General features: G+C 63.6%; 22 protein-coding genes. 5 read left to right on the top strand and 17 right to left on the bottom strand.

Annotated features, from left to right (window positions below; all coding sequences use genetic code 11):
* Window positions 1-28: 28 nt before the first annotated feature.
* Window positions 29-430, top strand: coding sequence for a DUF2177 family protein (locus tag KUV62_RS05235; RefSeq protein ID WP_222602626.1), 402 nt, complete (start codon window positions 29-31; stop codon window positions 428-430).
* Window positions 431-438: 8 nt separating this feature from the next.
* On the opposite strand, the gene KUV62_RS05230 is transcribed toward KUV62_RS05235, so the two are convergent.
* The 5 genes from KUV62_RS05230 to KUV62_RS05210 are packed head-to-tail and all read right to left on the bottom strand — an operon-like array spanning window position 439 to window position 5109.
* The gene (locus KUV62_RS05230; RefSeq protein ID WP_222602625.1) at window positions 439-1143 is read right to left on the bottom strand and encodes a hypothetical protein; all 705 of its coding nucleotides are present in this window, start codon (window positions 1141-1143) and stop codon (window positions 439-441) included.
* Complete coding sequence (locus KUV62_RS05225; RefSeq protein ID WP_222602624.1) at window positions 1140-1874, bottom strand: SDR family NAD(P)-dependent oxidoreductase; 735 nt, start codon at window positions 1872-1874, stop codon at window positions 1140-1142. Before KUV62_RS05225 ends, KUV62_RS05230 begins: the two co-directional genes overlap by 4 nt.
* Complete coding sequence (locus KUV62_RS05220) at window positions 1867-3039, bottom strand: SAM-dependent methyltransferase (protein ID WP_222602623.1); 1173 nt, start codon at window positions 3037-3039, stop codon at window positions 1867-1869. The genes KUV62_RS05225 and KUV62_RS05220 overlap by 8 nt, the downstream gene beginning before the upstream one ends.
* On the bottom strand, window positions 3032-3820 hold the full coding sequence (locus tag KUV62_RS05215) for a DUF1365 domain-containing protein (protein WP_222602622.1): 789 nt from the start codon (window positions 3818-3820) through the stop codon (window positions 3032-3034). The genes KUV62_RS05220 and KUV62_RS05215 overlap by 8 nt, the downstream gene beginning before the upstream one ends.
* Window positions 3817-5109: an NAD(P)/FAD-dependent oxidoreductase gene (locus KUV62_RS05210; protein ID WP_222602621.1), complete on the bottom strand. Its 1293-nt coding sequence runs from the start codon at window positions 5107-5109 to the stop codon at window positions 3817-3819. The genes KUV62_RS05215 and KUV62_RS05210 overlap by 4 nt, the downstream gene beginning before the upstream one ends.
* Window positions 5110-5225: 116 nt before the next feature.
* Here KUV62_RS05210 and KUV62_RS05205 point away from each other — a divergent pair, with 116 nt between their 5' ends.
* Together KUV62_RS05205 and KUV62_RS05200 are read left to right on the top strand one after the other, a co-directional pair.
* Window positions 5226-5771, top strand: coding sequence for a sigma-70 family RNA polymerase sigma factor (locus KUV62_RS05205; protein ID WP_222602620.1), 546 nt, complete (start codon window positions 5226-5228; stop codon window positions 5769-5771).
* Window positions 5768-6436 carry an anti-sigma factor domain-containing protein gene (locus tag KUV62_RS05200; protein ID WP_222602619.1) on the top strand — a complete coding sequence of 223 codons (669 nt, stop codon included), beginning with the start codon at window positions 5768-5770 and terminating at the stop codon, window positions 6434-6436. Before KUV62_RS05205 ends, KUV62_RS05200 begins: the two co-directional genes overlap by 4 nt.
* Window positions 6437-6442: 6 nt before the next feature.
* Here the strand turns inward: KUV62_RS05200 and KUV62_RS05195 are convergent, their stop codons facing one another.
* From KUV62_RS05195 to KUV62_RS05180, 4 genes are all read right to left on the bottom strand, one after another.
* Window positions 6443-6751: a hypothetical protein gene (locus KUV62_RS05195; RefSeq protein ID WP_222602618.1), complete on the bottom strand. Its 309-nt coding sequence runs from the start codon at window positions 6749-6751 to the stop codon at window positions 6443-6445.
* Window positions 6752-6913: 162 nt separating this feature from the next.
* The gene (locus KUV62_RS05190) at window positions 6914-7078 is read right to left on the bottom strand and encodes a hypothetical protein (protein ID WP_222602617.1); all 165 of its coding nucleotides are present in this window, start codon (window positions 7076-7078) and stop codon (window positions 6914-6916) included.
* Window positions 7075-8211 carry a YeeE/YedE family protein gene (locus tag KUV62_RS05185; RefSeq protein ID WP_222602616.1) on the bottom strand — a complete coding sequence of 379 codons (1137 nt, stop codon included), beginning with the start codon at window positions 8209-8211 and terminating at the stop codon, window positions 7075-7077. Before KUV62_RS05185 ends, KUV62_RS05190 begins: the two co-directional genes overlap by 4 nt.
* Window positions 8208-9149 carry a sulfurtransferase gene (locus KUV62_RS05180; protein WP_222602615.1) on the bottom strand — a complete coding sequence of 314 codons (942 nt, stop codon included), beginning with the start codon at window positions 9147-9149 and terminating at the stop codon, window positions 8208-8210. The genes KUV62_RS05185 and KUV62_RS05180 overlap by 4 nt, the downstream gene beginning before the upstream one ends.
* Before the next feature lie 841 nt (window positions 9150-9990).
* On the opposite strand from KUV62_RS05180, the gene KUV62_RS05175 reads away from it, so the two are divergent.
* Window positions 9991-10392 carry an XRE family transcriptional regulator gene (locus KUV62_RS05175; protein WP_222602614.1) on the top strand — a complete coding sequence of 134 codons (402 nt, stop codon included), beginning with the start codon at window positions 9991-9993 and terminating at the stop codon, window positions 10390-10392.
* 510 nt (window positions 10393-10902) lie between these two features.
* Here KUV62_RS05175 and KUV62_RS05170 read toward each other — a convergent pair.
* Together KUV62_RS05170 and KUV62_RS05165 are read right to left on the bottom strand one after the other, a co-directional pair.
* Window positions 10903-11886 (bottom strand): DarT ssDNA thymidine ADP-ribosyltransferase family protein, encoded by a 984-nt coding sequence (locus KUV62_RS05170; RefSeq protein ID WP_222602613.1) that lies wholly within the window; start codon window positions 11884-11886, stop codon window positions 10903-10905.
* Window positions 11877-12776, bottom strand: a complete 900-nt coding sequence (locus KUV62_RS05165) for a macro domain-containing protein (protein WP_222602612.1) — start codon at window positions 12774-12776, stop codon at window positions 11877-11879. The genes KUV62_RS05170 and KUV62_RS05165 overlap by 10 nt, the downstream gene beginning before the upstream one ends.
* A 1254-nt stretch (window positions 12777-14030) precedes the next feature.
* Here KUV62_RS05165 and KUV62_RS05160 point away from each other — a divergent pair.
* Window positions 14031-14810, top strand: coding sequence for a recombinase family protein (locus KUV62_RS05160; protein WP_222602611.1), 780 nt, complete (start codon window positions 14031-14033; stop codon window positions 14808-14810).
* Window positions 14811-16112: 1302 nt separating this feature from the next.
* Here KUV62_RS05160 and KUV62_RS05155 read toward each other — a convergent pair.
* The 6 genes from KUV62_RS05155 to KUV62_RS05130 form a co-directional block, all read right to left on the bottom strand.
* Complete coding sequence (locus KUV62_RS05155) at window positions 16113-17069, bottom strand: sugar-binding transcriptional regulator (RefSeq protein WP_222602610.1); 957 nt, start codon at window positions 17067-17069, stop codon at window positions 16113-16115.
* Window positions 17070-17113: 44 nt separating this feature from the next.
* A complete protein-coding gene (locus tag KUV62_RS05150) occupies window positions 17114-18118 on the bottom strand; it encodes a hypothetical protein (RefSeq protein ID WP_261395324.1) in 1005 nt (334 codons plus the stop codon).
* A 4-nt stretch (window positions 18119-18122) separates the two neighbouring features.
* Window positions 18123-19208, bottom strand: coding sequence for an ABC transporter ATP-binding protein (locus tag KUV62_RS05145; RefSeq protein WP_222602609.1), 1086 nt, complete (start codon window positions 19206-19208; stop codon window positions 18123-18125).
* Window positions 19209-19217: 9 nt separating this feature from the next.
* A complete protein-coding gene (locus KUV62_RS05140; protein WP_222602608.1) occupies window positions 19218-20033 on the bottom strand; it encodes a carbohydrate ABC transporter permease in 816 nt (271 codons plus the stop codon).
* Complete coding sequence (locus KUV62_RS05135; RefSeq protein ID WP_222602607.1) at window positions 20021-20893, bottom strand: carbohydrate ABC transporter permease; 873 nt, start codon at window positions 20891-20893, stop codon at window positions 20021-20023. Before KUV62_RS05135 ends, KUV62_RS05140 begins: the two co-directional genes overlap by 13 nt.
* Window positions 20894-20963: 70 nt before the next feature.
* On the bottom strand, window positions 20964-22244 hold the full coding sequence (locus KUV62_RS05130) for an ABC transporter substrate-binding protein (protein ID WP_222602606.1): 1281 nt from the start codon (window positions 22242-22244) through the stop codon (window positions 20964-20966).
* Between the last annotated feature and the right edge of the window lie 3 nt (window positions 22245-22247).

Here is a 22247-nt window from a genome sequence, read left to right as displayed (position 1 = left end):
TTCCTTGGAAAACCGCAGGAGAAACGCGATGCAGCTTGTCACCCTCTACGCCTCGACCCTGATCATCTTCCTGGTGATCGACATCATCGGCATCACCACGATCATCAAACCGGTCTTCGAGCGCCACGTGGGCGACATGCTCGCCGATCCGCTGCGGCTTGGCCCGGCGGGGCTGTTCTATGCCTTCTACATTGTCGGCCTGCTGTATTTCGTCTCGGTGCCGGCGCTGGCCACCGGCCGCCCGGCGCAGGCGCTGCTCGGCGGCGCGCTGCTGGGTCTGATGTGCTACGGCACCTACGAGTTCACCAACCTCGCGACGCTCAAGGGCTGGAGTTACCAGCAGGTCATCACCGACTCGCTCTGGGGCGCGGCGCTGACCGGCGGCTCGGCCTGGGCGGGATTGACGATCACCCGCTGGATCCACGGCTGAGCGGACCATCAGGCCGGTCGCGCCCGCCGCAGCAGCGGGACCGCCACCACCAGCACGATGCCCGCCGCCGCCAGAGCGATGACGGGGGTGTTGGAGACCTCGAGATTGGCGACGATGACGCCCATATAGGCCCAGCCGACCCCGAAGGCATAGGCATAGGCCCCGGGCCGCAGCCACAGCACGAAACCCGCGATCCCGAAGAGCAGCGCCAGCAGCACCAGTGCTGCGGCCTGCGCGCTCATCACGCCGTAGCCGCTGAGGCTTGCGCCCATGGCGACGCCCGCCGCCGCGGTCAGCCAGCCCGCGTAGAGCCCCACCGGCACCCGCGCGGCAAGCTCCCGGGGCGCGCGCAACAGCGCCTCGGTGGCGGCGGCGGCCATGAAGATGATCATCACCGTGGCCAGCACCGGCTGCCACTGCGCCGCCACGACCCAGAACATGCCAAGCCCGAGGCTCACCGCCAACGGCGCCCGCATCGGCTGCCACGCCGGGTCGAGCCGGTGCCGCCAGAGCCCGTAAGCCGCGCTGGCGATCAGCAGCAGGAAGATCACGCCCCAGATCGAGAACGCCCAGCCCACCGGCTGCACCGGCCAGAACGACTGCACCACCGGGAATTGCGTCGGCGAGAAGCCGGGAAACCCGCCCGTCACCGTGGGCGAGAGCGCAAAACCCAGCGCCAGCAGCAGAACCAGCGGCGCCAGGGCCCGGCTCATTGCACCAGCTTGCGGGTCAGCCGCATCGAAATCGCATAGGGCAGCATACGCAGGAGCTTCAGCGACAGCGTCAGCCGGCGCGGGAAATGCACCTCGAAGCGCTTGCCGTCGAGCCCCTTGACGATGCGGTTGGCCGCGTCCTCAGGCTGGATCACCGCCGGCATGTCGAAATCGTTCTTCTCGGTCAGCCGCGTATCGACGAAGCCCGGCGAGATCATCCGCACGTTGACGCGCGGCGCCAGTTCGGCGCGCAGGCTTTCCACGAGGTTGATCACCCCGGCCTTGGAGGCAGAGTAGATCTGCCCCTGCGGCAGCCCGACATAGCCCGCGACCGACCCGGTCAGCACCAGATCGCCGCCGTCGCGCAGCAGCGGCTCGGCGACGCGGGCGAAATGGAAGGTGCCCGTGAGGTTCACGGCAACGATCTTGGCGGCAAAGTCCGGGTCGATCTCCATCACCTTGCCGGGATCGTAGAGCGCCGCCAGCGTTATCGCGCTGTCGAGCAGCCCGCCCTCGGCGATCCTATCCGCCGCCGCCTGCAGGCTCCCGAGATCGGAGACATCCGCCGTCACCACCTCGGCGCCGCCGATCTCGTCGGCCAGCTTGTGCAGCGGCTCCTCCGAGCGCGCCGAGAGCACCAGCTTCGCGCCGCGCCGTGCATAGGCGCGGGCCAGTTCGGCGCCGATCCCGTCGGAGGCGCCCATGATCCAGATGCGCGGTGCCTCAGGCATGGGCCAGCCGGTACTGGTGCACGTTGGTTCGACCGGTCTCGAACGAGGCAATGCAGGCAGCGAGGTAGAAGCGCCAGACCCGGATGAAGCCGTCATCGAAGCCGAGGCCGCGCACCTCCGCGACCTTGGCGTCGAACCGGTCGAGCCAGTCGCGCAGGGTGCGGGCATAGTCGAGCCCGAAGGCGTGGTTGTCCTCGACGCGCAGCCCGGCCTTGCCGGCGACCTCCTCGAAGACCGGCGACGAGGGCAACATGCCGCCCGGGAAGATGAAGCTACGGATCATGTCGCCGCCGGCGCGGTAACGGTCGAAATAGCGGTCGGCCACGGTGATGGTCTGTATCATCGCCCGGCCCTTCTGGCTCAGCACGTGGGCGACCTTCTCGAAATAAGTCGGCCAGTAGCGCTCGCCGACCGCCTCGAACATCTCGATCGAGACCACGTGGTCATAGGTGCCGTATTCGTCGCGGTAATCCTGCAGCACGATCTCGGCCTCGCGGCCCAGACGCTCGCGGGCGAAGCTGGCCTGCTCATGCGAGAGCGTCAGGCCCTTGGGCGCGAAATCCCCGCGCTGCATGGCGCGCTCGGCAAAGCCGCCCCAGCCGCAGCCGATCTCCAGCACCCGGCCCGACTGTGCGGCCAGCCCGTCGAGGATGCGGTCATACTTGCGGTGCTGCGCCGGCACCAGCGGGTCTGCGCTGGCCGCGTCCTCCGGCGAGAAGATCGCCGAGGAATAGGTCATCGTCTCGTCGAGCCAGAGCTTGTAGAAATCATTGCCGAGATCGTAATGCGCCTGGATGTTGCGCCGCGATCCGCGCTTGGTGTTGCGGTTGAAGATGTAGAGCGCGCGGATCAGCAGACTCTGCCACGCGCGGCCATAGAGGAAGGGCTCGAGCGCCGCCTCGTTCTTCAGGCCGAAGACCAGGAAGGCGGCGAGATCGCGGCTGTCGCACCAGCCGTCGCGATAGGCCTCGGTGAGCCCCACATCGCCTTTCGCCGCCGCCGCCGGCACCGCCCGCCAGTCGGCGATGGTCAGGTCCGCCGCGGGCCCCGGTTGGCGCCCCCCGAACTGCCGGACCTTGCCGTCCGGCGTCGTTAGTTCAAGGCTTCCATACTCGATCTTGTCGAGACAACTCAGCAGTTTGCTTTCGATCTGGCGTTCAAACATCGTGCCCCACATTCCCTGTCGCTTCCGAACCTCGCTCAGCGAGTTGTTCTGGTTTCGAGATAACCCGGACGCCCCGCAGAACAAGCTTCAGCGCCTGCCAATGGATCAGCGCGATCACCTTCTGCGCCTGAAAGGCATGGCGCCACTTGGAACGGGTCAGCGCGGAGCCTTTCAGGGGGCGTGCCGGGCCGCTCATCGAAGTCTGAAGCTTAACCTCGCCGCCCTCGCCGATCCAGTCGACCCAGGCGCCGAAGCGGTCGGGGCCGGGATCGAAGCGGAAGACGTAATGCCCCTCGCGCGGCAGGAAGGGCGAGACGTGAAAGATCTTCCGCCCAACGATCCGATCCGAGCGCTCGATGGTGCGATTGTCGGGGTGGTGGCAGAGGTAGAAATGCCGCTCGCCGAAGGTGTTCGACACCTCCGCCAACACCGCGCGCAAACCGTCTTCGTCGCGCGCCAGCCAGAAGCTCACCGGGTTGAAGCCGTAAAACGGCGAGCGCGGCATGGTGACCAGCGTCACCTCGCAGTGCTCCAGCCCCGCAGGCGCCAGCTGCGACCGGATGAAGGCGCCCATTGAGGCGCCATCGCGCTGGCCGTAATCGCCCGGTCGCACCGACCAAAGCCCGCGCCTGTCGGGCCGGATCGGCAGACGCCCGGCCTCGAACGCGTCGACCGGCAGCGCCAGGTAGCTGGCGCGATAGCGAAACTCCCGATCGACATCGCCCTTTCGCGCATGCCAGATCCGGCAGTCCACCAGGGCGCCCTGCCAGAGATCGGTCATTCCGCCGCCTCCAGCGTGCCCTCCGCCTCGCGTGCCACGCTGCCGCCCCAGGGATCGGCGCCGAGCGGCCAGTCGATGCCCATCGCCTGCGCCACCCGCAGCGCCGAGAGCACGCCGTCCTCGTGGAAGCCGTAGCGCGTCCAGGCCCCGGCGTAATAGATCCCACCGCGGCCCTGGATCTCCGGCAGCCGCGCCTGCGCCGAGAGCGTGGCCGCGTCGAATTGCGGGTGGTTCAGCACCGCCTCGTCATGGACATTCACCGGCTCGATCTCGGGATTCAGCGTCACGATCAGCGGCCGGTCGGTGCCCAGAGGCTGCAGCCGGTTCATCCAGTAGGACAGGCTGATCGGCCGGTCGGTGAGCATCTGCTCGGCCTCGGTGACATAGTTCCACGACGACCAGATCTTGCGCGTGCGCGGCATCAGCCGCGTGTCGGAATGCAGCACCATCCGGTTGGGCTCGGTGCGGAAGGCGCCGAGAATGGCGCGCTCCTGCGGGTCGGGCCGGTCGAGCATGGCAAAGCTCTGCGGCGCGTGGGTCGCCATCACCACCCGGTCGAAGCGCTCCTCGCCGCGCGCGCTGGTCACCACCACGCCCTCGCCATCGCGGCGCACCTGCCAGACCGGGCATCCGAGACGCAGCTCGACTCGCATCGCCTTCAGGATCGCCTCGACATAGCGCGCCGAGCCGCCCTTCACGGTCAGCCATTGCGGCTGGTCGTTGACCGTCAGCAGGCCGTGGTTCTCGAAGAAGCGCACGAAGCTCTCGGCGGGAAACTCGAGCATGTCCTGAGTCGGCGTCGACCAGATTGCGCCCGAGATCGGCATCAGGAAGCGGTCGCGGAACTCCTGCCCGAGCCCCATCGCCGCGATCAGTTCGCCGATGCTGGTGCCGGGTTTGACGTGATCGGGCGCCCCCTTGAAGAAACGCAGAATGTCGCGGATCATCCGCCAATGCGCCGGGTCGGCGAAGCGGCGCGGCTGCGCGAAGAGGTCGAGCGTGCGGGTGGTGCCGTATTCCAGCCTGCCGCCACCGAAGCTCGCGGCAAAGCTCATGTCGCTCGGTGCCAGCTCGACGCCCAGATGCTCGAGCATCGGGATGAACAGCGGATAGGTGCGCCGGTTGCAGACGATGAAGCCGGTATCGACCGAGACCCCGTCAACCTCCGCCGTGCGGGCATGGCCGCCGGGCCGGGCATCGGCCTCGAAGAGGGTCACGTCCTGATGCGGCCCGAGCAGCCACGCGGTGGCCAGTCCGGAGATGCCGCTGCCGATCACGGCGGTTTTCATGCCTGCGCTTGTCACACTCGCCTCGCTTTGTCATGGTCACGAAGTAAGAGACGGAGCGGGCGTGAGAAAAGTTTCACTTCCGGCGAAAAAACCTCGCAAGGAGCCAGGCGCCCGAGATGAGCACCCAAGCCGCCGACCTCGCCCATCTGCTGGCCCGCGTCGCCCTGCGCGACCGCGCCGCGTTCAAGGCGCTCTACGAGGCCGCCTCGCCCAAGCTTTTCGCCATCTGCCTGAGGCTGCTGAAGGACCGCCGCGAGGCCGAGGACGCGCTGCAGGAAGTCTTCGTCAAGATCTGGCACGGCGCCGACCGCTTCGCCCCCGATCTCGCGAGCCCCGCCGCCTGGCTCAACACCGTGACCCGCAACCACGCCATTGACCGGCTGCGCGCGCTGAAGGCGGGGTCCTACACGCTCGATGCCGCCGAACAGGTCGCCGATCCCGGCCCCGACCCCGAGGCCACCGCGATCACCAGCTCGGAAGGGCGCCGCATCGAGGGCTGCATGGACGGGCTGATGCCCGAACGCGCCGAGGCGGTGCGGCTTGCCTATGTCGAGGGCGAGAGTTATCTCGAGCTCTCCGAGCGCTACTCGGTGCCGCTCAACACCATGCGAAGCTGGCTGCGCCGCAGCCTGATCCAGCTGCGGAATTGCCTCTCGCCGTGACCGACCTTTCGACAGACGATCTCGCCCTCGCCGGGGAATACGTGCTGGGCACGCTCGACGCCGCGACACGCAGCGCGGTGGCGGCGCGGATCGACCGCGAACCGAGTTTCGCCGCCGAAGTCACGCTCTGGGAGACCCGTCTAGATCCGCTGAACGACGCCCTGGCGCCGGTCGCCCCGCCCGCAGCCGCATGGCGCGGGCTGGAGGCGCGCCTGTTTCCCGAGGCACGGCGCCTCTCGCCCTGGCGCTGGATCGCCGCAGCCGGGGCGCTCTCGACCGCGACGCTGGCAGCGGTGCTGTGGTTCGGCGCGCCACTGGCCACCGTGCCGGGGCCGCTCTGGGTCTCCGACATGGTTTCCGAGGACGGAACGGTGCGGCTGGCGGCGCTCTATGACGAGGCGCGCGGTGAGATGCGGGTCTCGGTGGGCGGCGCGCCCGCCTCCGAGGGCCGCGATTTCGAGCTCTGGCTGATCGCCGGGGAGGCCGCGCCGATCTCGCTCGGGGTGATGCCCGATGCCGGTCAGGCGGCGATGCCGATCCCGGAGGAGCTGCGCCCGCTGATGCTCAACGCCACCCTGGCGATCACCGACGAGCCGTCGGGCGGCGCGCCGGGTGGCGTCGCCACCGGGCCGGTGGTGGCGCTGGCGGCGCTGCGGCGGATCTGAGACCGGTCAGAAGCCGCAATACTCCGAGCCATAGTAGCGATAGGTGAAGGGCTCGCGACTCAGCACCTCGATATCCTCCCGGTTCGAGACCGCGATCACCGCATTGTTCGCCCCCATGAGGCCATGGCCCGCCTGCTGGTAGATCTCGAAGATTTGCGCCTCCGTCAGCACACAGGCATTCACCTCGAAGATGTAGCGCACGAAGTCATCGGGATCGTTGGGCTTGGGTGGCGGCCGGCCCTGCTGGGCAATGGCGGGCTGGAGGAGGAGGGCTCCAGCGAGCCCTGCGACGAAGCCAAGACATGCGAATTTCATTGATCAGTACCTGCTGAAATCTTCAGTCAGGAGCATCGATCCTCCGAGTCGAGTCAACCTTGAGATGTGAAGACTCGAAACAGGAAACCAAGGCCGCCGCGCTTTCCCTCAAGGAATTCACGGGCGAAAGACCGGCGCGCCGAGGCCGCCGGTCTCCCAATATCAATTCGGCAGCGCGCCGCAGAAGCCGCCGGAGGCAACGGCCCCAGAGCCCAGCGCGAAGGCGGCGGGCGCCTGGTAGGGGTTGAGCTCGGCGCTGGCGAGGTCGAAGCCCACCAGCAGCACGACGAAGGCAAGCGCCAGCGAGGCGGTGAAGGCCCGGGTCATGTCCGCGCCTCCAGTCCGAGGATCGGGCGCAGCTTGATGCCGTAGAACGCGCCGCCGAAGGCCGCGACGAACCACACCCAGCCGTGCAGGCTGCCGGTGGAGATGCCCGAAAAGAACGCCCCCACGTTGCAGCCGAAGGCCAACCGCGACGAGTAGCCGAGCAGGAAGCCCGCCACCACCGTCGCCACCCAGGCCCGCGCCGGGTAGCCCGGCAGCGCCGCCGACAGCGCACCGCGCCGCCAGGCCGCGACGCCGAAGGCGCCGAGAATGATGCCGATATCGGTGAGCGAGGTGTAATCGGTGAGCACGCTCGCCTGCACCCGTTCCATCGAGCCGGGCGCCGCCCAGAAGGCCGAGGCCGAGAGGTCTCCGCCCAGCGCCGAGAAGCCCTTCGCGGCCCAGAGGCCGAGCCCGTAGACCACGCCCCAGGGCTGGCCCGCGACCACGAGGTTGCCGATCGCCAGTGCCGCAAGCACCAGCGCCGCGATGGCGTGGCGGCGGCTCAGCTTCACCGCGCCGGGCGCGGCCCGCCACAGGAACAGACCCACCGCCAGCGCGATCAGCACCAGCGTGATGAGCAGCCCCGAGGTGCCGCCGAAGGTGATGATCGGCAGCGCGCCGAGATCGGTCCACCAGATCAGGTTCCACGCGCCGGCAAAGCTGCCCAGCGCGAAGAAGGGCAGCGCCAAGAGGCTTACCGGGTTGCCGCTGCCGGCATTGACCAGCGTGCCCGAGCCGCAGCCCAGCACGATCTGCATGCAGGCGCCAAAGACGAAGGCGCCGCCGATCATCGCAAAGCCCACCGGGGCCTGCGCGCCGACCAGCTCGCCGGGATGGCTGGCCAGCAGCGGGATCGCCACGACCGCGACCACCGCGATCGACAGCAACTGCGCGATCACCCCGGAGGGCTCGCGGCGCAGGATCATCGCCCGCCACGGGCCGGCAAAGCCGAAGCGCATGCCCTCGAGCGCGATGCCGAAGCCAAGGCCAATGGCCAGCATCATGCCATAGCGCGCCCCTGCAAAGAGCCCGACCAGCGCCACAACGACAAGCGCGCCGAGCAGCAGCCCGGCGCGTTTCGACCAGCCCGCGGCGGCAAGCGCCGGAGTGTCAGGAGTTGCCGTCTGGCTCATCCGTTGCTGCCCATGAACTGGTTCAGCAGGTTGCGGATCAGGCCCGGCGCATTGGCCATCTCACCGCCGCTCTTCGAGTACTCGACCATCGAGCCCGGGTAGAGCTTGACGTCCTCGAGTTGCGCCAGCTCGCTCAGAGCGAACCAGTTGGTCGCCGCCCAGTGGCCGGTGTTGCAGAACGAGACGACCTCTTCGTCGCCGGTGAGCCCCAGCGCATCGCGCAGCTCGCCTGCATCGGTGACCTGGCCGATGGCGGTGGCACCGGACTGGAAGAAGCGGGTGTAGGGGTAGTTGACCGCGCCCGGCAGGGTGCCCGGCTTGGCGGCGGCACCATGCGCCTTCTTGCCGAGGAAGAAATCCTCGGGGCGCGAATCGACCAGCACAGCGTCGCCGGTGCCCTCGACCACGGCGGTGACCTCCTCGGTATCGGCGGTCCAGGTGTCATCCCAGGTGATCGAGAGCTCGCTGGGGGTCGGCTCGACCGCCTCGGTTGAGACCGGCAGGCCGGCATTGGCCCAGGCTTGCGCGCCGCCGTTGAGAATCGACAGCTCGGTGAAACCCGAGCTCTTCAGCGTCCAGTAGACGCGGGCGGCAGCGCCGAACTCGGTGTCGGTGGCGCCCTGGGTGACGATCACCACCGGCTCACCCGGCTCGAGCCCCAGCGATTCGTAGGTGGTTTCGAGCTGATCCACCGGCACCAGCTGGCCCGGGTTCTCCGCCGGGCCGCGGAACAGGCCATAGGGGGCCGAGACGGCGCCCTCGATATGGCCGGCGTCATAGGCCTCGCCGCGGATGTCGAGCACCAGCGGCGCGTCTTCGGATTGCAGTGCGGCGTCGAGCTCGGGCGCGGTGACAAGCGGGCCGAGCGGAGCGGCTAGCGCGGCGGAGGCCATCAGCGCGGAAGTGGCGGTGGCAATGGCAAGGATCTGGGTTTTCATCGTGGAACGTCCCCTTTTCGCAAAATCTTGGCCCTAACTTGTCGCATCGTGGCGCCTCTGCAAGGGCTTGGCCTGCCGCGCGGCGCGGATCCGACGGAACAACGATCCCCCCGCGCGCAAGCCGGTCGGGACAGTGCGTAGCGTCACCAGCCCAGACAAAACATCCTTCCAGACGAGCGCACCCCACCGGAACAGTATTCTTTTCAGATCAGATGGGCGCTTTCAGCCGGGATATCTTCCCACATGCCGGCCCGGCGCGCAAACCGAGCGATCGCCACCCCGCCGCCCCGGAGCCGGAGCGGTCCAGAAGGGGAGCGTCGCGCAGCCGTCCGGTCGGGCGAGGGTCGGCGGCATCTCTCGCGAGGAGCCCCCTCGACCACCGCAGTGGCTGCGCTGCGCTGGCCCGCGTGCGCCCTCCGCGCGAAACGAAAAAGGCGCCCCGAGGGGCGCCTTGTTTCATTGGTCGGAGTGAGAGGATTCGAACCTCCGGCCCCTGCCTCCCGAAAATCGGGGTAGTGCCCCAACCCATTGATTTCTAGCCAAGCGAGCGCTGTCTTCCTACGCCTCAGCCCCAACAAACCAATGAACTTCGCGCTCGACAGGTTCATTGAACCGAAGGGAACTGTCTACCATCTGCCCGCCTAGCGATGCGCTGATTGGAGACGCCGCCGCGAGAACAGATACTACACGCCCGGCACAGTGCTACCTCGGCATCTCCAGCACGAAAATCACCACCAGATCCGAAAAGACAAGAGTGTCTTTCCCTCCACAAAGCCCTTCTCGAGCCGTCGCTATAACGAAGATGTGCAGCGCATGCTGCGTCACATCGAGGACAATGACGATGACCAAGAGACCCCACGAAAACACTCGGCTGGCAAAGTATGTCGAACGCCGGGTGCTTGAGCTCAAGCCCGTGAAGTCCCAGCAGCAGATCGCGAGCGAGGCGGGTTTCCAGAACCCTAATATGGTGACAATAATAAAGCAGGGCTCCAGCAAGCTTGCCATCGACCGCGTGCCGTCCATGGCGAAGGCCTTGGACTGCGATCCTGCCTACCTCATGCGACTGGCCCTGGAGCAGGCAGAAGGAGACACCGCCGCCCAGGCGATCTTCGAGATCCTCGGCACGCCGGTCAGTGCAAATGAGCTGGGCTGGGTCGAGGCGATCCGCGAGCTTTCTGACCACACTGACCCCCGGCTCACGACAAGATCGCGCGCTGCCCTCCGGACGATGTTCGGGAAGTAAGACCATGCACGAGGACGAAGAGATGACCCCGAATGAGCGCGCCTGGCTGCGCTTTCTGCGTGACATCGCCGACGGGCGTGACCCCTGTCCCACGTTGCGCCGCGTGCAGCTCTTGCGGCGCCTCTGCGCGCTCAAGAGAGCATGAGAGGCTTGGAGACTCTGGCGCGCTTACCAGTGACCTACTCGGTTAAAGAGGACTAAAGGCACCATCTGCCTCGCCACGATGGTCCCGGCAATCAACAACGCGGCGCAACACCATTGTTTGGGATGCGAGCTGTCTCCAAGCCTATCGGATACGCTAACTTCAATTCCGATCACGCCACACAGGATTAAGCCCTAGATCTGCTTCTGTGGTCTTGCGCTGCTGCGTCGCTACTAGAGGTGCCGCGAACGGCCCCGAGCAGACATTCGTGGCGCGCGCAGCTAAAGTCCGTAGGAAGCCCAAAGCGGCCGGTTGCCCCGATCGAGGTAATGGCCGAGTGCAACCTCATATCCTCCGGAGACTGCCACTTAGAATAGGCTATCATCCAAGCGCAACGTTGCCTCGTAGGCTTCGTGGTTCTCGAGCTGAACCTTCACCAAGTATATGCCCGGCTCAAGCTCAGCCCTGTATATCCAACGTCCTTGCGAACTATTGAAAGTTGCATGCGCATCATTCCGAAAGTCGACGCATATCTCATTGTGAGAATTGATGACTTGGATAGATAAAGCGACTGCCTGTAAATCATGTCGGTTATTGAGGCGAAATTTGACACCCTTCGTAGATAGACTTATATCCGAAACAAAGGTAAAGCGCTTATCGAAAACCTTAAGCTCTTCAGAAACTGAGCAAATATCGCGCCACTGGCTGGCTGTTGCTCCCAGTTTGTGAAGAAATGTGTCGCGTTCGGGTTCCGATCGAAACCAAAGTCCCGACAACACTTCTTGCAATGGCAGCGGCGAGATAGGCAGGACCTCAGCACATCGATGCTCGATAATCGAATAATCACCACCTATGCCGCCTTCGTGAAATACTGAAGCGAATGGTATGCTGGCAAAAAACGCTTCGTCACTTCCACTGCGTGCGTTCTGTCTCTGCATATTTCGGTCTGAAAAAGCGACGTTATGTCGGGTAAGAACACGTTTAGCGTCCAACACGAACATCACCAATATCGGCGCGTGGGCATTCGGTCCATACTGGCAGTCAGCATCCTTTCTGATGCCTTCGATGTGGAATTGTGTCGGGTTGCGTGGTCGAAAGTAGAGGCGCACGCGCTCATGAGCTTCTTGACGGTTATCAATCACACCATCAGCAGCCACGTCCTGCAATTGTTGGCGATGAGGGTCGTTTCTAGACCTTAAATGTCCATCGGCTAAGATGGCCAATGCGGTTTCAAGGGGCGCATGATGAAACAGCCATGCAGGCCAATGCTTACGATAGGAATAATAACTTGAACCAAGTTGTTCGCTCCAATGAACGATGTGCTGATCTACAAACTCCTCACTCAATGCCATGGAAGTTCAGCCTGCGTATTTGGATTATTCGTCTCGTAGGTGAATTCGGCCTCTGGTCGCAGCTCGACTGCCACCTCTGGCTCCGATCTACCATGCCGATGGATTTGAACCGCTCGCACATTAGGCAAGAACTGCATCATCACCAACAAGGGCTCAGCCGCATCCCTTGCAGTCCATCCAGCTTTTTCTTTGGTCACAAGGCCATTCAAAAGACTCAACCATATACCTCTTAAGTCGTCCTCCCCGAATATCCAATCTTGATTTTTTGATTTTATTTCGAGCGTGCCATCATTAAATTTCAGTTCAAACTCTTTAGTATCATCAACGCGCAGCTTTGGAGCTACCTTCGCAATTTTCTCCAGTGCAAGCATGAAGCTCGGAAAAGACAAATCTTTTACCGTAGTTCGAACCTGACTTGCCAAGTGTTCAAGATGTTCAGGAAGGCCAACGTCCACTGTAAAATCGTGGATGAATACCGGTATTGGTAGTTCCGAAAGGTAGCTCTCCATAAGTGGCTTTACATCTCGCCACTCTAAGTTTCCATTGCCGCAACCAAGTTTTGGAAATGCAATATCGGTCACCCCCTGATCCTCGTAAGTTTCTACGAACTTTTCGAGCCCAGCTTCTATCCATTCGAAGCGCGAGGGGCTGCGCCAGTGTTTTTTTGTGGGAAAATTCAGAATCCATTGCTCAGAACCACGCCAAAGCCAAAGTTTTCCCGGCTCTAATAATTTTTTTTCACATACATCTTTGTATGCTTTGAACATGCTAGGCTCACGTTGCTTGAAAGCTTTTGCTATGCCTTTTCCCATGACGCCCACGCAGTTTACGGTGTTAACCAAAGTCTGCGTATTGGCATCAAAAAGGCTGGTTCTCTTATACGTCAGCATTTCGTCCACCCTGATCTTTAGCTCACGAAAGACACGTCTACCTCTCCGGTTCAACGGAACATAGTGTGAACCAACATGGAAATCACCCTTTTTTTAGACCTCGACCTCTAGTTGGCTTGGCTGCAGGCCTAGATGGCAACTCGTGCCTTCGCGCGCCGCCGCTGAGCTAAGCTTCGGATCACACGAGTGGTAACGCGCCACACTTTCCATGAATGGTCCGGCAGACCGCTTCCTAGCCGAACCATCTTGTCTACCGACGCGGCGCGGCGCATGACCGCTTCCTGCGCACCGCTACCGTTCATGACTAGCGCAGCGAAAGTCAGTTCCCGCCCTCCCAGCCTGGGTGCCGGGTAGGAACGCTTCTGACGGTCGAGCAAGCGACTGCAACGCTGCGAAGTGGCGCCACTGCATGTTGACCCAAGTGGGCAGAACCTCTCCTGGTTTCATCAAGTCATGCCCTAACGACATTCTTCCAATGGTGAATGCTCAGGGCCTCGTCGGCGAAGAATGGCTCGAGCTCCGTGGTTCGCCGGCCCCCGCCAGACCCTTACATGACCCTTACATGACCCTTACATGACCCTTCCCTTAGTCACCGTCGTAGACAGCCAAACGCGCGCCGGCACCCCGTCCAAACCCTAAAATCGCCTTCAGACCCTTACACTAACCTTGCGCTATCCTGACAAAAGTGGCGGCGAAAAGAGGTTTTCAGCTGAAAAATGTAAGGGTCCGGACCTGGAGACCTAAGAAAACAAGGGGCTGACTGAGGAACGCAGCAGACGCGACCCTTACATTTTGCAGGGCAAGCCGGCGACGCCAACGAGAAACGCGCTTAGGACGGGGCAGAGAGCGTCTGTGCGCGTGTTAGTCGTGCCACACTGCGTCCGACCTCAGGTTCTTGAAGAAGCACCAGCGTTGCGCTCTTGCTCAGCCAAGTCATGGCCGGATGCTCTGCAGTCTTTAGCGACCATGTGGAGACGATGGACCTGAATGGTCCAGAGGAGGGCCGGGATGACGCGAACCGCGGCCAGCTCTTCGTAGACGGCGATCGCAGCGCCTCCACTTTGACCAGCCCCTCAAGAGCAACGAGACACAGACGCCAACTACCCTAAAAAAAGCGCACGGCCTTCAAAGCGATGTGGGATCCTAAGGGGGCTCGGATAGGAAATCGCACACATCTCCATCAATCCAGCTCTCTGCTTGCTATAATGCTCTCTAGCTACATGAGCACACGTCTAGATGAGGAAGACCACGCAGATGAGCACGATGAGAGACGAGCAGCACAACGCGAGGGCACACAATAAGCTTGCAATCGGCTACGCACGCGTCTCGACGGACAGGCAGGGAACGATTGGCGTGAGCCTTGAAGCCCAGCGGATCGCGATCGAGACCTTCGCCGAGGAGGCTGGTTACGTCCTTCTCGAGGTCTATGAGGACGTTGCATCCGGTCGCGGGGAGAAAAGCTTCCATGCGCGCCAGGGGCTGCAGAATGCGCTCAAGCACGCGGTGTGCGATGAGGCTGAAATCATCGTCTGGAGGTGGGACCGTTTGACCCGCCACGCTGGGTTCGAGAAGCAGATTCGCGATGTTCTCCCGGATGAGAGACAGATCGTCTGCGTCGAGGATCCCAGCTCACTGGATGCAGCCTCTCGCGCTGCACGCCATAAGCACAGTGAGCATGTGGCAAATGAGATCTCCCGGCGCACCAAGGAGGAGATGGCAAAGAAGCGCGCGAAAGGCGCAGTCTTCGGGAACCCGGAGATTTACAGTGTGCAGCCGCTAGCGGTGCAGGTTTGGTCGGACAGGAGCGAGACGCTCATTCACAAAATCGCTGATGTGCTGCGCCACCAGTCCGATCCGGTCAGTTTGACCCATAAAGAGGTCGCGAAGCTCTTGAACGACCGAGGTATCCGGACCGGGCATAGCAATGACTGGACTGCTTCTCGAGTGCGCGTGCCTCGCGCCAAGGCCATGAAGCTTCTCGAGCAGGAGCGCGCAAAGTATCGGATGCTCACCCCCCTCTTCGGCACCTTCTAGTGCCGTAGGAGGTCGGGCTTGGTCCTGGCGATCGGTCTTCCGGCGATGTCGATGAGTGCATGGTGGAATTTCTGGACTTTGTTCTCGGTGACCCACAGGATGTCTTCATCGAACACGGGAGAGCGAGATGACGAGTTCACCACCATGCTGCTCCGGTGATGCGGCACACACCCGGAGCGAAGAAGGCGATACGAGTGCATTGATCGAGCAGCTGCGCGCAGAGGTCAAACAACTCCGCGCGGAAGTGAGCGATCTGCGATACGGAAGGCCGCTTGCGTGGAGAGAGATGGAGGACCAATCACGTGTCACCGCGAAGTCGCTACTTCTCCCATTTTGCGCGGCCTTCGCGGTCATAGGTCTCACGGTTGCGATCTTGAATTTGGCCGGCTACGCGTGATCAGCATCAACGATGCCCATTGCGTCTCGCTGTCGTGTCTGCGCTCCGGGCCGAGACCGCGACAGTGAAGCCTGGCAGGTCCGGCATAAACAAGGCCTACGAGGCGCTGCGCGAGTCGCTGAGAGGCCATCTAGATGTAGCGGTAGGGTGTCAGGCAGAGAACGCATAGCCCGCTAAGGACGCACTCCGTGCCTCTGCGTCGCTGCGACCCGGGTGCTCGCGACCACCTACCACCCAGCCGATCGCGCGTCCAAGGCAGCGAAAATCCACCAGTGCGCCCTCCCGGTGACCGTGGCAGCGATACCCCGCGACAGGTCTCAACGTATGTGCTTCGCGCGCAGGAAGACCCCAGGAGAGAAATGGCTCGACGTCCCGCCGGGATCCGGCGATCGTGCCCAGCTAAACACGAAGCCCTAGAAATTTCGCTCGGACGCGAAGGGGATGCGTTCTGGTTCCGGGACACCCGGGCGAGCGGAACCTCCTATCTGCATTTCGGAGAAGGCACCTGCCTTTGCTTTTCGCGTCGCGCTGCTCTGATCGATCCGCGAAAAGATCGAGGTGGTGAACCGCTCCGACAATTGGAACCTCATCGACGCAAAACGTGACGAGCCGCGACCTTGGACGAGGAGCAGGAAGTCGCTCAAGAGAGCTGAGGAGGAGCGGGCTACTCGACGCGAGTTCGCAGCGCAGCAGTAGATCGTGCAGCCTGCCGAAACGTCGTTGAGGCATTTTCCATTCACAGACATGAGGTCAGCAGCACCCCACGGTGGCGAAGCCACGGCAAAAGCCTCCCATCTGCTAGAGATCGACTACAGCCATCATACCGGCCTCGGCCGGTTTGACGCAGGCGCGCTCCGATCGGCATTCAGTCTCGCAGAATGGTGCTGCTGCACCTGCAAGGCACTCTAGTCCGCTTGCTTGGCGTCTCCGAGCAGCGCTTCGGCAAGGCCGGCGTCCAGCACGACGTGAGAGACGTAGTCACCGTTCAGGGCCGCGCGCGTCGCGTCAAGCTTCTCGAGTCCTGCGACCACCAGCAGCCCTTCCATTTCGCGCAAGACATCAAGTTCGGCACCAATCATCCGGCGGTCGAGCTCGCCTTGAACAGGCTCCCCGTCGCGGTCGATGAAGCGGCCGGCGATGATGCCCACTGCGCCCATTGCAACGTAATCGGAGATGTCCTGTTCAGTGGCGAGATTGAACTGAACGACGTGGGTGTCGAAGGTGCACGGGCTCAGCGAGTAGATCGCCTTGTTGCAGTCGCGCAGCCTGTCCAGCTGCGCAGCGATGATCGGCTCAGCGCGCAGCCGGTCGGCAAGCCCTGCCTCGGAGCAGACGGCCGGGGCGTTCAGGTTTATGCATTGCGCCGAAAGACGCCGGGCGATCTCGGTTGTGCAGCTCTCACAGGTCGGCAGCAACGGGTTGGCGATCGAACCAATGAGTTGGCGGACCACCAGCCCGTCGATCGGCCACCACGGCACCCGCTCGGACACAACGGACACGGTCTGACCCCAGCTGACACCCAGCGTATCGCCCGGCCGGACGAAGTCAGGCAGGAACTGGGCCGCCGCCTCGCAGACCTGCTGCGCAGTCTCCGCCTCGCTGTCCTCTTCGGGCACGACAAAGGCCGTCTCGACCCCGAAGCGCTCGCGCAGGCCGTCGGCGAGCGCATTGATGCAGAAGTGCGCCCCTTGGATCTTCACGCCAACGATTTGACGCTCGCGGGCGAGCCGCAGGTATGCCACGACGGTTGGGCGCGACAGTCCGAGCTGCTTGGCGATCTCGGCCTGGTTTAGCCCCTTGATGTAGTAGAGCCAGGCGACCTCGGCGACGATCCGGTCGGAAGGGTGATTGGAGCGCACCATCTTGGGCCTCGTCGTGCTACGTCGTGGAGCGGCGCACACTAGAGCTAGACCGTAGCGGCGTCAAAGCGCAACACGTCGCTGGTGATCCGCATATCCTCGTCTAGCGCACGGTCCGAGCGCAGCCCGTCGCGCTCGAGATCAGCATGATAGCCACGCACCGCCTCCTCCGGGCTGACATCCAGGTCCGCAACACGGCGCATCCAGGAGATCAGCCGGCATTGATCCTCGGCTTGATTAATTTTGCGCCCGAAGAGCGCCAGCCGCCCCCCGTGTCGTTCGGACTGGGCGATGAGTTCGAAGGTGTCGCGGTGAGTGGCGCCGGCGCCGCCAAGGACGCCCACCACCATGGAGGGGTCGTGGGCGACGAGCTGCTCCATCGCCTCAGGGCCGTTGTAGGCGACCTTGAGGAATTCGGGCCGCTCCGCGCGGGTCATGCTGGCCTGAAGGCGGATGATACAGTCGGTGACATAGGTGCCGAGCATGTCAGGGTCGACTGCGTTGGGCAGGTTCGGGTTGAAGACCTCGAGAAAGTGCCGCACGCCGGAGTCTCGCGCGTCACGGCGAAAGGCGGCATAGGTTTCAAGCATCCGGGCATCGGCCTCGGCGTCATTGTTGAAGGTCAATGAATAGAGGCACAGATCGCCTGGCGCAAAGGCAAGGTCGGCGCCGCGATGAGGACGGGACGGGGCAGCGCCGTAGCGTCCGCCGCGGATGTTGCCCCAGACGCAGGTGGTCTCGTTGCCGCGAAAGGCGGGCTGGACGGCGCTGCCCTCGAAGGCGCCCGTCTCGCTCAGCACATCGAGATTGCCCGCCGAAGTCAGCATGATGTCGATCACGTCTTGCTCGATCACACTGCGGATCTGATCGAGAAACTCCGGCCTCGTGCGGGCGCCCGTGACAAGACCCAAGGCGTCTCGGCGTGATCCGGTGGCTGTGATGCCGCCGGTAACGTCGGCATCCTTGGCATCGGCAATCATGAAATCGCCGGCCTTGTAGTCCCCGGCGCGAATCCGGGCGATCTTGTCGGCAAAGCGGGTGGTCATGGTCATGAGGTCAGTTCCTGCGAAGGCTGTGGCCGGTGGATGAGTCAAAGACGTGGATATGATCGGGCGAGATCGTGAAGGACACCGGATCGCCCGGCGACAGGTCGCGGAACGACTGCGTGACGAAAGACACCTCCCGGCCCGCGACCTCGGTGATGACCTGTCCTTCGGCGCCCATGTTCTCGACCAGCACCACGCGGCCAGTGATGGCGTTGCTCGTGTCCGGCGTGCAAAGCTCCATGCGGGCCGGACGCAGACCCAACTCGACCCGCTGTCCAGGTGCAAGATCCGGGAAGGCGCTACGAGAGAGCTCCAGTGTCATGCCCTCGCCGTGTGCAATGAGGCGATCGCCGGCAGCGATGTCGGCGGACACGAAATTCATCGCGGGCGTGCCGATGAAATCGGCCACGAAGCGCGTCGCGGGGCGCTCGTAGATCTCGTCGGGGGTGCCCATCTGCTCGATCCGCCCGTCGCGCATCAGCACGATGCGGTCAGCGATGGTCATCGCTTCGAGCTGGTCGTGGGTGACGAAGATCGTCGTGGTCTTGAGCTGCATGTGGATCTTGCGGATCTCGGTCCGGAGTTTTTCGCGCAGCTTGGCGTCGAGATTGGACAGCGGCTCGTCGAAGAGGAACACCTGCGGTGTCTTGATCATCGCGCGCGCCATCGCGACGCGCTGTTGCTGCCCGCCCGAAAGGTTCTTCGGTTTGCGGTCGAGAAATTTCTCGAGTCCCAGCAGCTCGGCCACCTGCTTTAGGCGCGGCGCGATTTCGCTGCGGCTGGCGCCCTGCCGGCGCAGGCCGAAAGTGATGTTGTCGGCGACGCTCATATGCGGGTAAAGCGCGTAACTTTGGAACACCATGGCGACGCCGCGCTCGCCCGGAGGCAAGTCGGTGACGTCGGTGCCGCCGATGGCGATACGTCCGCCGGTGACCTCTTCAAGCCCCGCGATCATGCGCAGCATGGTGGATTTGCCGCAGCCCGAAGGGCCTAGGAAGACCACGAACTCATGGTCGGGAATGTCGAGGTCCAACCCCTCGATGACCGGGTGGGCCCCGTAGGATTTGACGATGTCGTTGCAGGAAATGTTGGCCATGAAAGTGTCCTATTTCGGGCCGCTGCGGACCATGGTGTTGAGAAGGCCCATGAGCAGGCCGATGAAGACGAGCGGCGGAAGCACCAGGAGCACCGTCGCGGCGTTGATGACGCCCCAGGGCACCTCCTTGCCGAGCGACGTGATCGAGGCCGCGACGACCGGAAGCGTGGCGTTTTGTGCCGCTAGGGTGAGCGCCAGCAGCAGTTCGTTCCAGACCAGCACGAAGGTGAAGACCAGCGCGCCGAAGAGCGACGGCGCGGCCACCGGCAGGGAGAAGCGCCAGAAGATCTCAGCCGGTCCGCAGCCCTCCATGGCGGCGGCTTCCTCGATGTTGCGGGGCACACGTTCGAAGGCCGGCACGGCAAGCCAGATCACCGTCGAGACGGTTACGATCAGGTAGACCAGCACCAGCCCGAAGAGCGTGTCGTAGATGCCGAGGTCGAGGTAGATCACGATGAAGGGGATCGCGATGGCGACCGGCGGCATGAAGCGCAGTGACAACACGAAGAACTGCACGTCGTCGCCCCACTTGCGGGCGTGGCGCGCCAGCGTATGCGCCGCCGGTATGCCCAGCACCGCGCCGACCAGCACGGCGGCCGAAACAACGATCACCGAGTTGAGCAGCCCGTCGCGGATCGTGGGGTTGCGCAGGATAGTCGCGAAATTGTCGAGGGTCGGCTCGAAGAACACTTTCGGCACAGGGGTGACGATGTCTCTCAGTTCCTTGAAGGCGCCGAGCACGGTCCAGAGAATCGGCCCCAGCGCAACGACAATCAGCCCCCCCAGCACCGCTCGGGTAAGTATCGCGGAAATCAGCTTGCCCATTTCTTCCCCGCTTTCCAGATAATGGTGAAGGCAACAGTGGTGACGACTAGCAACAGCAGCGACATGGCCGAGGCGTATGAGATCCGCCCCCCCATATTGATCCCCATCTGGTATGCGTAGAGATCGAGCGTCTCCGTCGCCGTTCCCGGCCCACCGCCGGTCATCACGAAGATGAGGTCAAACGAGCGCAAGCTCTCCACCGCCTTGACCAGCGCGAGACTGATCAACGGTCCCCTCAGCATCGGCAGCGTAACAAAAGCATGGATTTCCCAAGTGCGTGCATTGTCAAGCATTGCTGCCTCGATGGGATCGCGCGGGAGCGTCTCGAGCAGCTTCAACAGGATCACGGAGAAAAAGAGCCCCCATTGCCAGATGTCGACCGCCGCCACCGAGATCAGGGCGAGAGAGGGGTCGGCGAGAAACTCGACCGGCCCGATCCCCACGAGGCCGCAGAGATAGTTCAGCACCCCCAGCGAAGGAGAATAGAGGAACCGCCAGATGAAGGCTGCGGCGACACGCGGCAACAGCACCGGCACAAGGAAGGCGAAGCAGATTAGGTTTCGGTAGAGGGGCTTCTTAACGGTCTCGAAGATTAGCACCGCAAGGAAGACAGCAAGCGCCAGCGTGCCAGCGACGGTGACCGCCTCCCAGATGGCCGAGATCTCGAGCGCGTTGAAGAAGCGCCGGTCACGCAGCAGGCGCAGGAAATTGTAGGCGCCGACGAAGTCGTAGTCGGGCGAGCGCAGGGTGCGGTTCATGACTGCGAACCAGACCGCGCCAGCAATCGAGACGAGCGCCAGCGTAGCCAGGAGCCCGATCGCCGGCACCAGCGTCAGGGTTACGAACCGTTTCCGGGTCATGTCCTATCCTTCTTGGGAATGGGGCCCGGCACGCAAGGGAGCAACGGCGCGCCGGGCCGGCAGAGCGGCGTTATTTCAGCCGCATCAGGCTGTCTTCGGCAAAGAAGGCAGCCTCGTCCAGGGCGGCCTGAACGTCGTCCCTCGTGCCCGAGAAGATCTCCTCGAGCGTCAGGCCGAGCGTGTCGCCGATCTCGGGCCAGACCGGGCTCGCCATGATCAGCAGGTCGGTCTTCGGGCCGGTCTCGAGCAGCGCGTCGATGTAGTCTTGCGGCACGAGCTCCTTGAACGAGTCGCTCTGCAGCGTCGAGGTGCGGCCGATGTCGGACGCGATGCCTGCCTCGAGCCGCCGCTGTTCCATCTCCTTCGACGTCGCCCAGCCGACGAAATCGCCTGCGACGATCTTCGCGCAGTCATCAGAGGCACCAACCTTCGAGACCGCCCAGCCATGTGCCCAGCCGGCCGACGGCAGCGGATCCGGCGGCGGCGCATAGCCGACCTTGCCCACGATCGAGGATTTCTCGGGGTCTTCCATCCACGGTCCGAAGACGTCGGACTCGATCAGGATGGCAACTTGGCCACCACGAAAGGCCTCGACCGAGTCCGACCAGTTGAAGGTCGCGATGCCCGGCGGGGCGTAGTCCATGAGCTCGGTGTAGAGTTCGGTCGCCGCTACGCCGGCCTCGCCGTTGAACGCCGGCATGTCGCCCTCGTCGAGCCATTCGCCGCCCTTGGCACGGAAGAACGGCGTCCAGCGCCAGACGTTCATGCCCGAGCCGCGTTGGCCGCGCGCCGACCAGCCATGTGCACCGTTGTCGGCCTCGTCGAGCGTCTTGATCGCCGCGACCATCTCGTCGAGTGTCGTCGGCGGCTCGATGCCGGCCTGCTCGAGCAGGTCGGTGCGATACATCATCACGTCTCCGCCGCCCACAAAGGGCGCGAAATACTGCACTCCGTCCACCGTCGCGACGTTGCTCAGGTCTGTCCGGAAGTCGCCCAGATCGTAGCTTTCGGGAACGATCTCGTCGAGCGGGTAGACCCAGCCGGCCGAGACATATTCGGCAAGGTTGGCCTCGTCGATATAGAGCACCTGGTAGGCGCCGGCACCGGTCGAGGCGTCGAGCCGCGCCTTCGCGCGCCGCTCGTTCTCGCCCAGCATTGTGATGCGCACCTCAGTGTCCCACTTGTCGTTGAACTCCGAGAGCTTGTCGTCCAGCGCGGTGACGGCGGGCATACCCTGGCCGATGACGTTGAGCGTCGGCACCTCGCCCTTGCAGGTCATCTCGTCCTGAGCCTGAGCCTGTGCGGCCAGAGCGCAGAGCGCCGTGCCCAGCAGAAAAGTCTTGCGATGCATTGG

It is taken from the genome of Salipiger bermudensis, from assembly GCF_019801965.1.
Lineage (GTDB): Bacteria > Pseudomonadota > Alphaproteobacteria > Rhodobacterales > Rhodobacteraceae > Salipiger > Salipiger bermudensis_A.
Note: the sequence above shows the minus strand (reverse complement) of the source record. Positions and strands in the feature narration are given on the sequence as shown.

Excerpts from the sequence above, each read along its gene's own strand:
- KUV62_RS05165 (WP_222602612.1), bottom strand. The coding sequence starts at position 12,776 with ATGCTGACGTATAAGAGAACCAGCCTTTTTGATGCCAATACGCAGACT.
- KUV62_RS05235 (WP_222602626.1), top strand. The coding sequence starts at position 29 with ATGCAGCTTGTCACCCTCTACGCCTCGACCCTGATCATCTTCCTGGTG.
- KUV62_RS05195 (WP_222602618.1), bottom strand. The coding sequence starts at position 6,751 with ATGAAATTCGCATGTCTTGGCTTCGTCGCAGGGCTCGCTGGAGCCCTC.
- KUV62_RS05230 (WP_222602625.1), bottom strand. The coding sequence starts at position 1,143 with ATGAGCCGGGCCCTGGCGCCGCTGGTTCTGCTGCTGGCGCTGGGTTTT.
- KUV62_RS05140 (WP_222602608.1), bottom strand. The coding sequence starts at position 20,033 with ATGGGCAAGCTGATTTCCGCGATACTTACCCGAGCGGTGCTGGGGGGG.
- KUV62_RS05180 (WP_222602615.1), bottom strand. The coding sequence starts at position 9,149 with ATGAAAACCCAGATCCTTGCCATTGCCACCGCCACTTCCGCGCTGATG.
- KUV62_RS05185 (WP_222602616.1), bottom strand. The coding sequence starts at position 8,211 with ATGAGCCAGACGGCAACTCCTGACACTCCGGCGCTTGCCGCCGCGGGC.
- KUV62_RS05210 (WP_222602621.1), bottom strand. The coding sequence starts at position 5,109 with ATGAAAACCGCCGTGATCGGCAGCGGCATCTCCGGACTGGCCACCGCG.
- KUV62_RS05220 (WP_222602623.1), bottom strand. The coding sequence starts at position 3,039 with ATGTTTGAACGCCAGATCGAAAGCAAACTGCTGAGTTGTCTCGACAAG.
- KUV62_RS05145 (WP_222602609.1), bottom strand. The coding sequence starts at position 19,208 with ATGGCCAACATTTCCTGCAACGACATCGTCAAATCCTACGGGGCCCAC.
- KUV62_RS05215 (WP_222602622.1), bottom strand. The coding sequence starts at position 3,820 with ATGACCGATCTCTGGCAGGGCGCCCTGGTGGACTGCCGGATCTGGCAT.
- KUV62_RS05160 (WP_222602611.1), top strand. The coding sequence starts at position 14,031 with ATGAGCACGATGAGAGACGAGCAGCACAACGCGAGGGCACACAATAAG.
- KUV62_RS05175 (WP_222602614.1), top strand. The coding sequence starts at position 9,991 with ATGACCAAGAGACCCCACGAAAACACTCGGCTGGCAAAGTATGTCGAA.
- KUV62_RS05190 (WP_222602617.1), bottom strand. The coding sequence starts at position 7,078 with ATGACCCGGGCCTTCACCGCCTCGCTGGCGCTTGCCTTCGTCGTGCTG.
- KUV62_RS05225 (WP_222602624.1), bottom strand. The coding sequence starts at position 1,874 with ATGCCTGAGGCACCGCGCATCTGGATCATGGGCGCCTCCGACGGGATC.
- KUV62_RS05150 (WP_261395324.1), bottom strand. The coding sequence starts at position 18,118 with ATGACCATGACCACCCGCTTTGCCGACAAGATCGCCCGGATTCGCGCC.
- KUV62_RS05130 (WP_222602606.1), bottom strand. The coding sequence starts at position 22,244 with ATGCATCGCAAGACTTTTCTGCTGGGCACGGCGCTCTGCGCTCTGGCC.
- KUV62_RS05155 (WP_222602610.1), bottom strand. The coding sequence starts at position 17,069 with ATGGTGCGCTCCAATCACCCTTCCGACCGGATCGTCGCCGAGGTCGCC.
- KUV62_RS05170 (WP_222602613.1), bottom strand. The coding sequence starts at position 11,886 with ATGGCATTGAGTGAGGAGTTTGTAGATCAGCACATCGTTCATTGGAGC.
- KUV62_RS05135 (WP_222602607.1), bottom strand. The coding sequence starts at position 20,893 with ATGACCCGGAAACGGTTCGTAACCCTGACGCTGGTGCCGGCGATCGGG.
- KUV62_RS05205 (WP_222602620.1), top strand. The coding sequence starts at position 5,226 with ATGAGCACCCAAGCCGCCGACCTCGCCCATCTGCTGGCCCGCGTCGCC.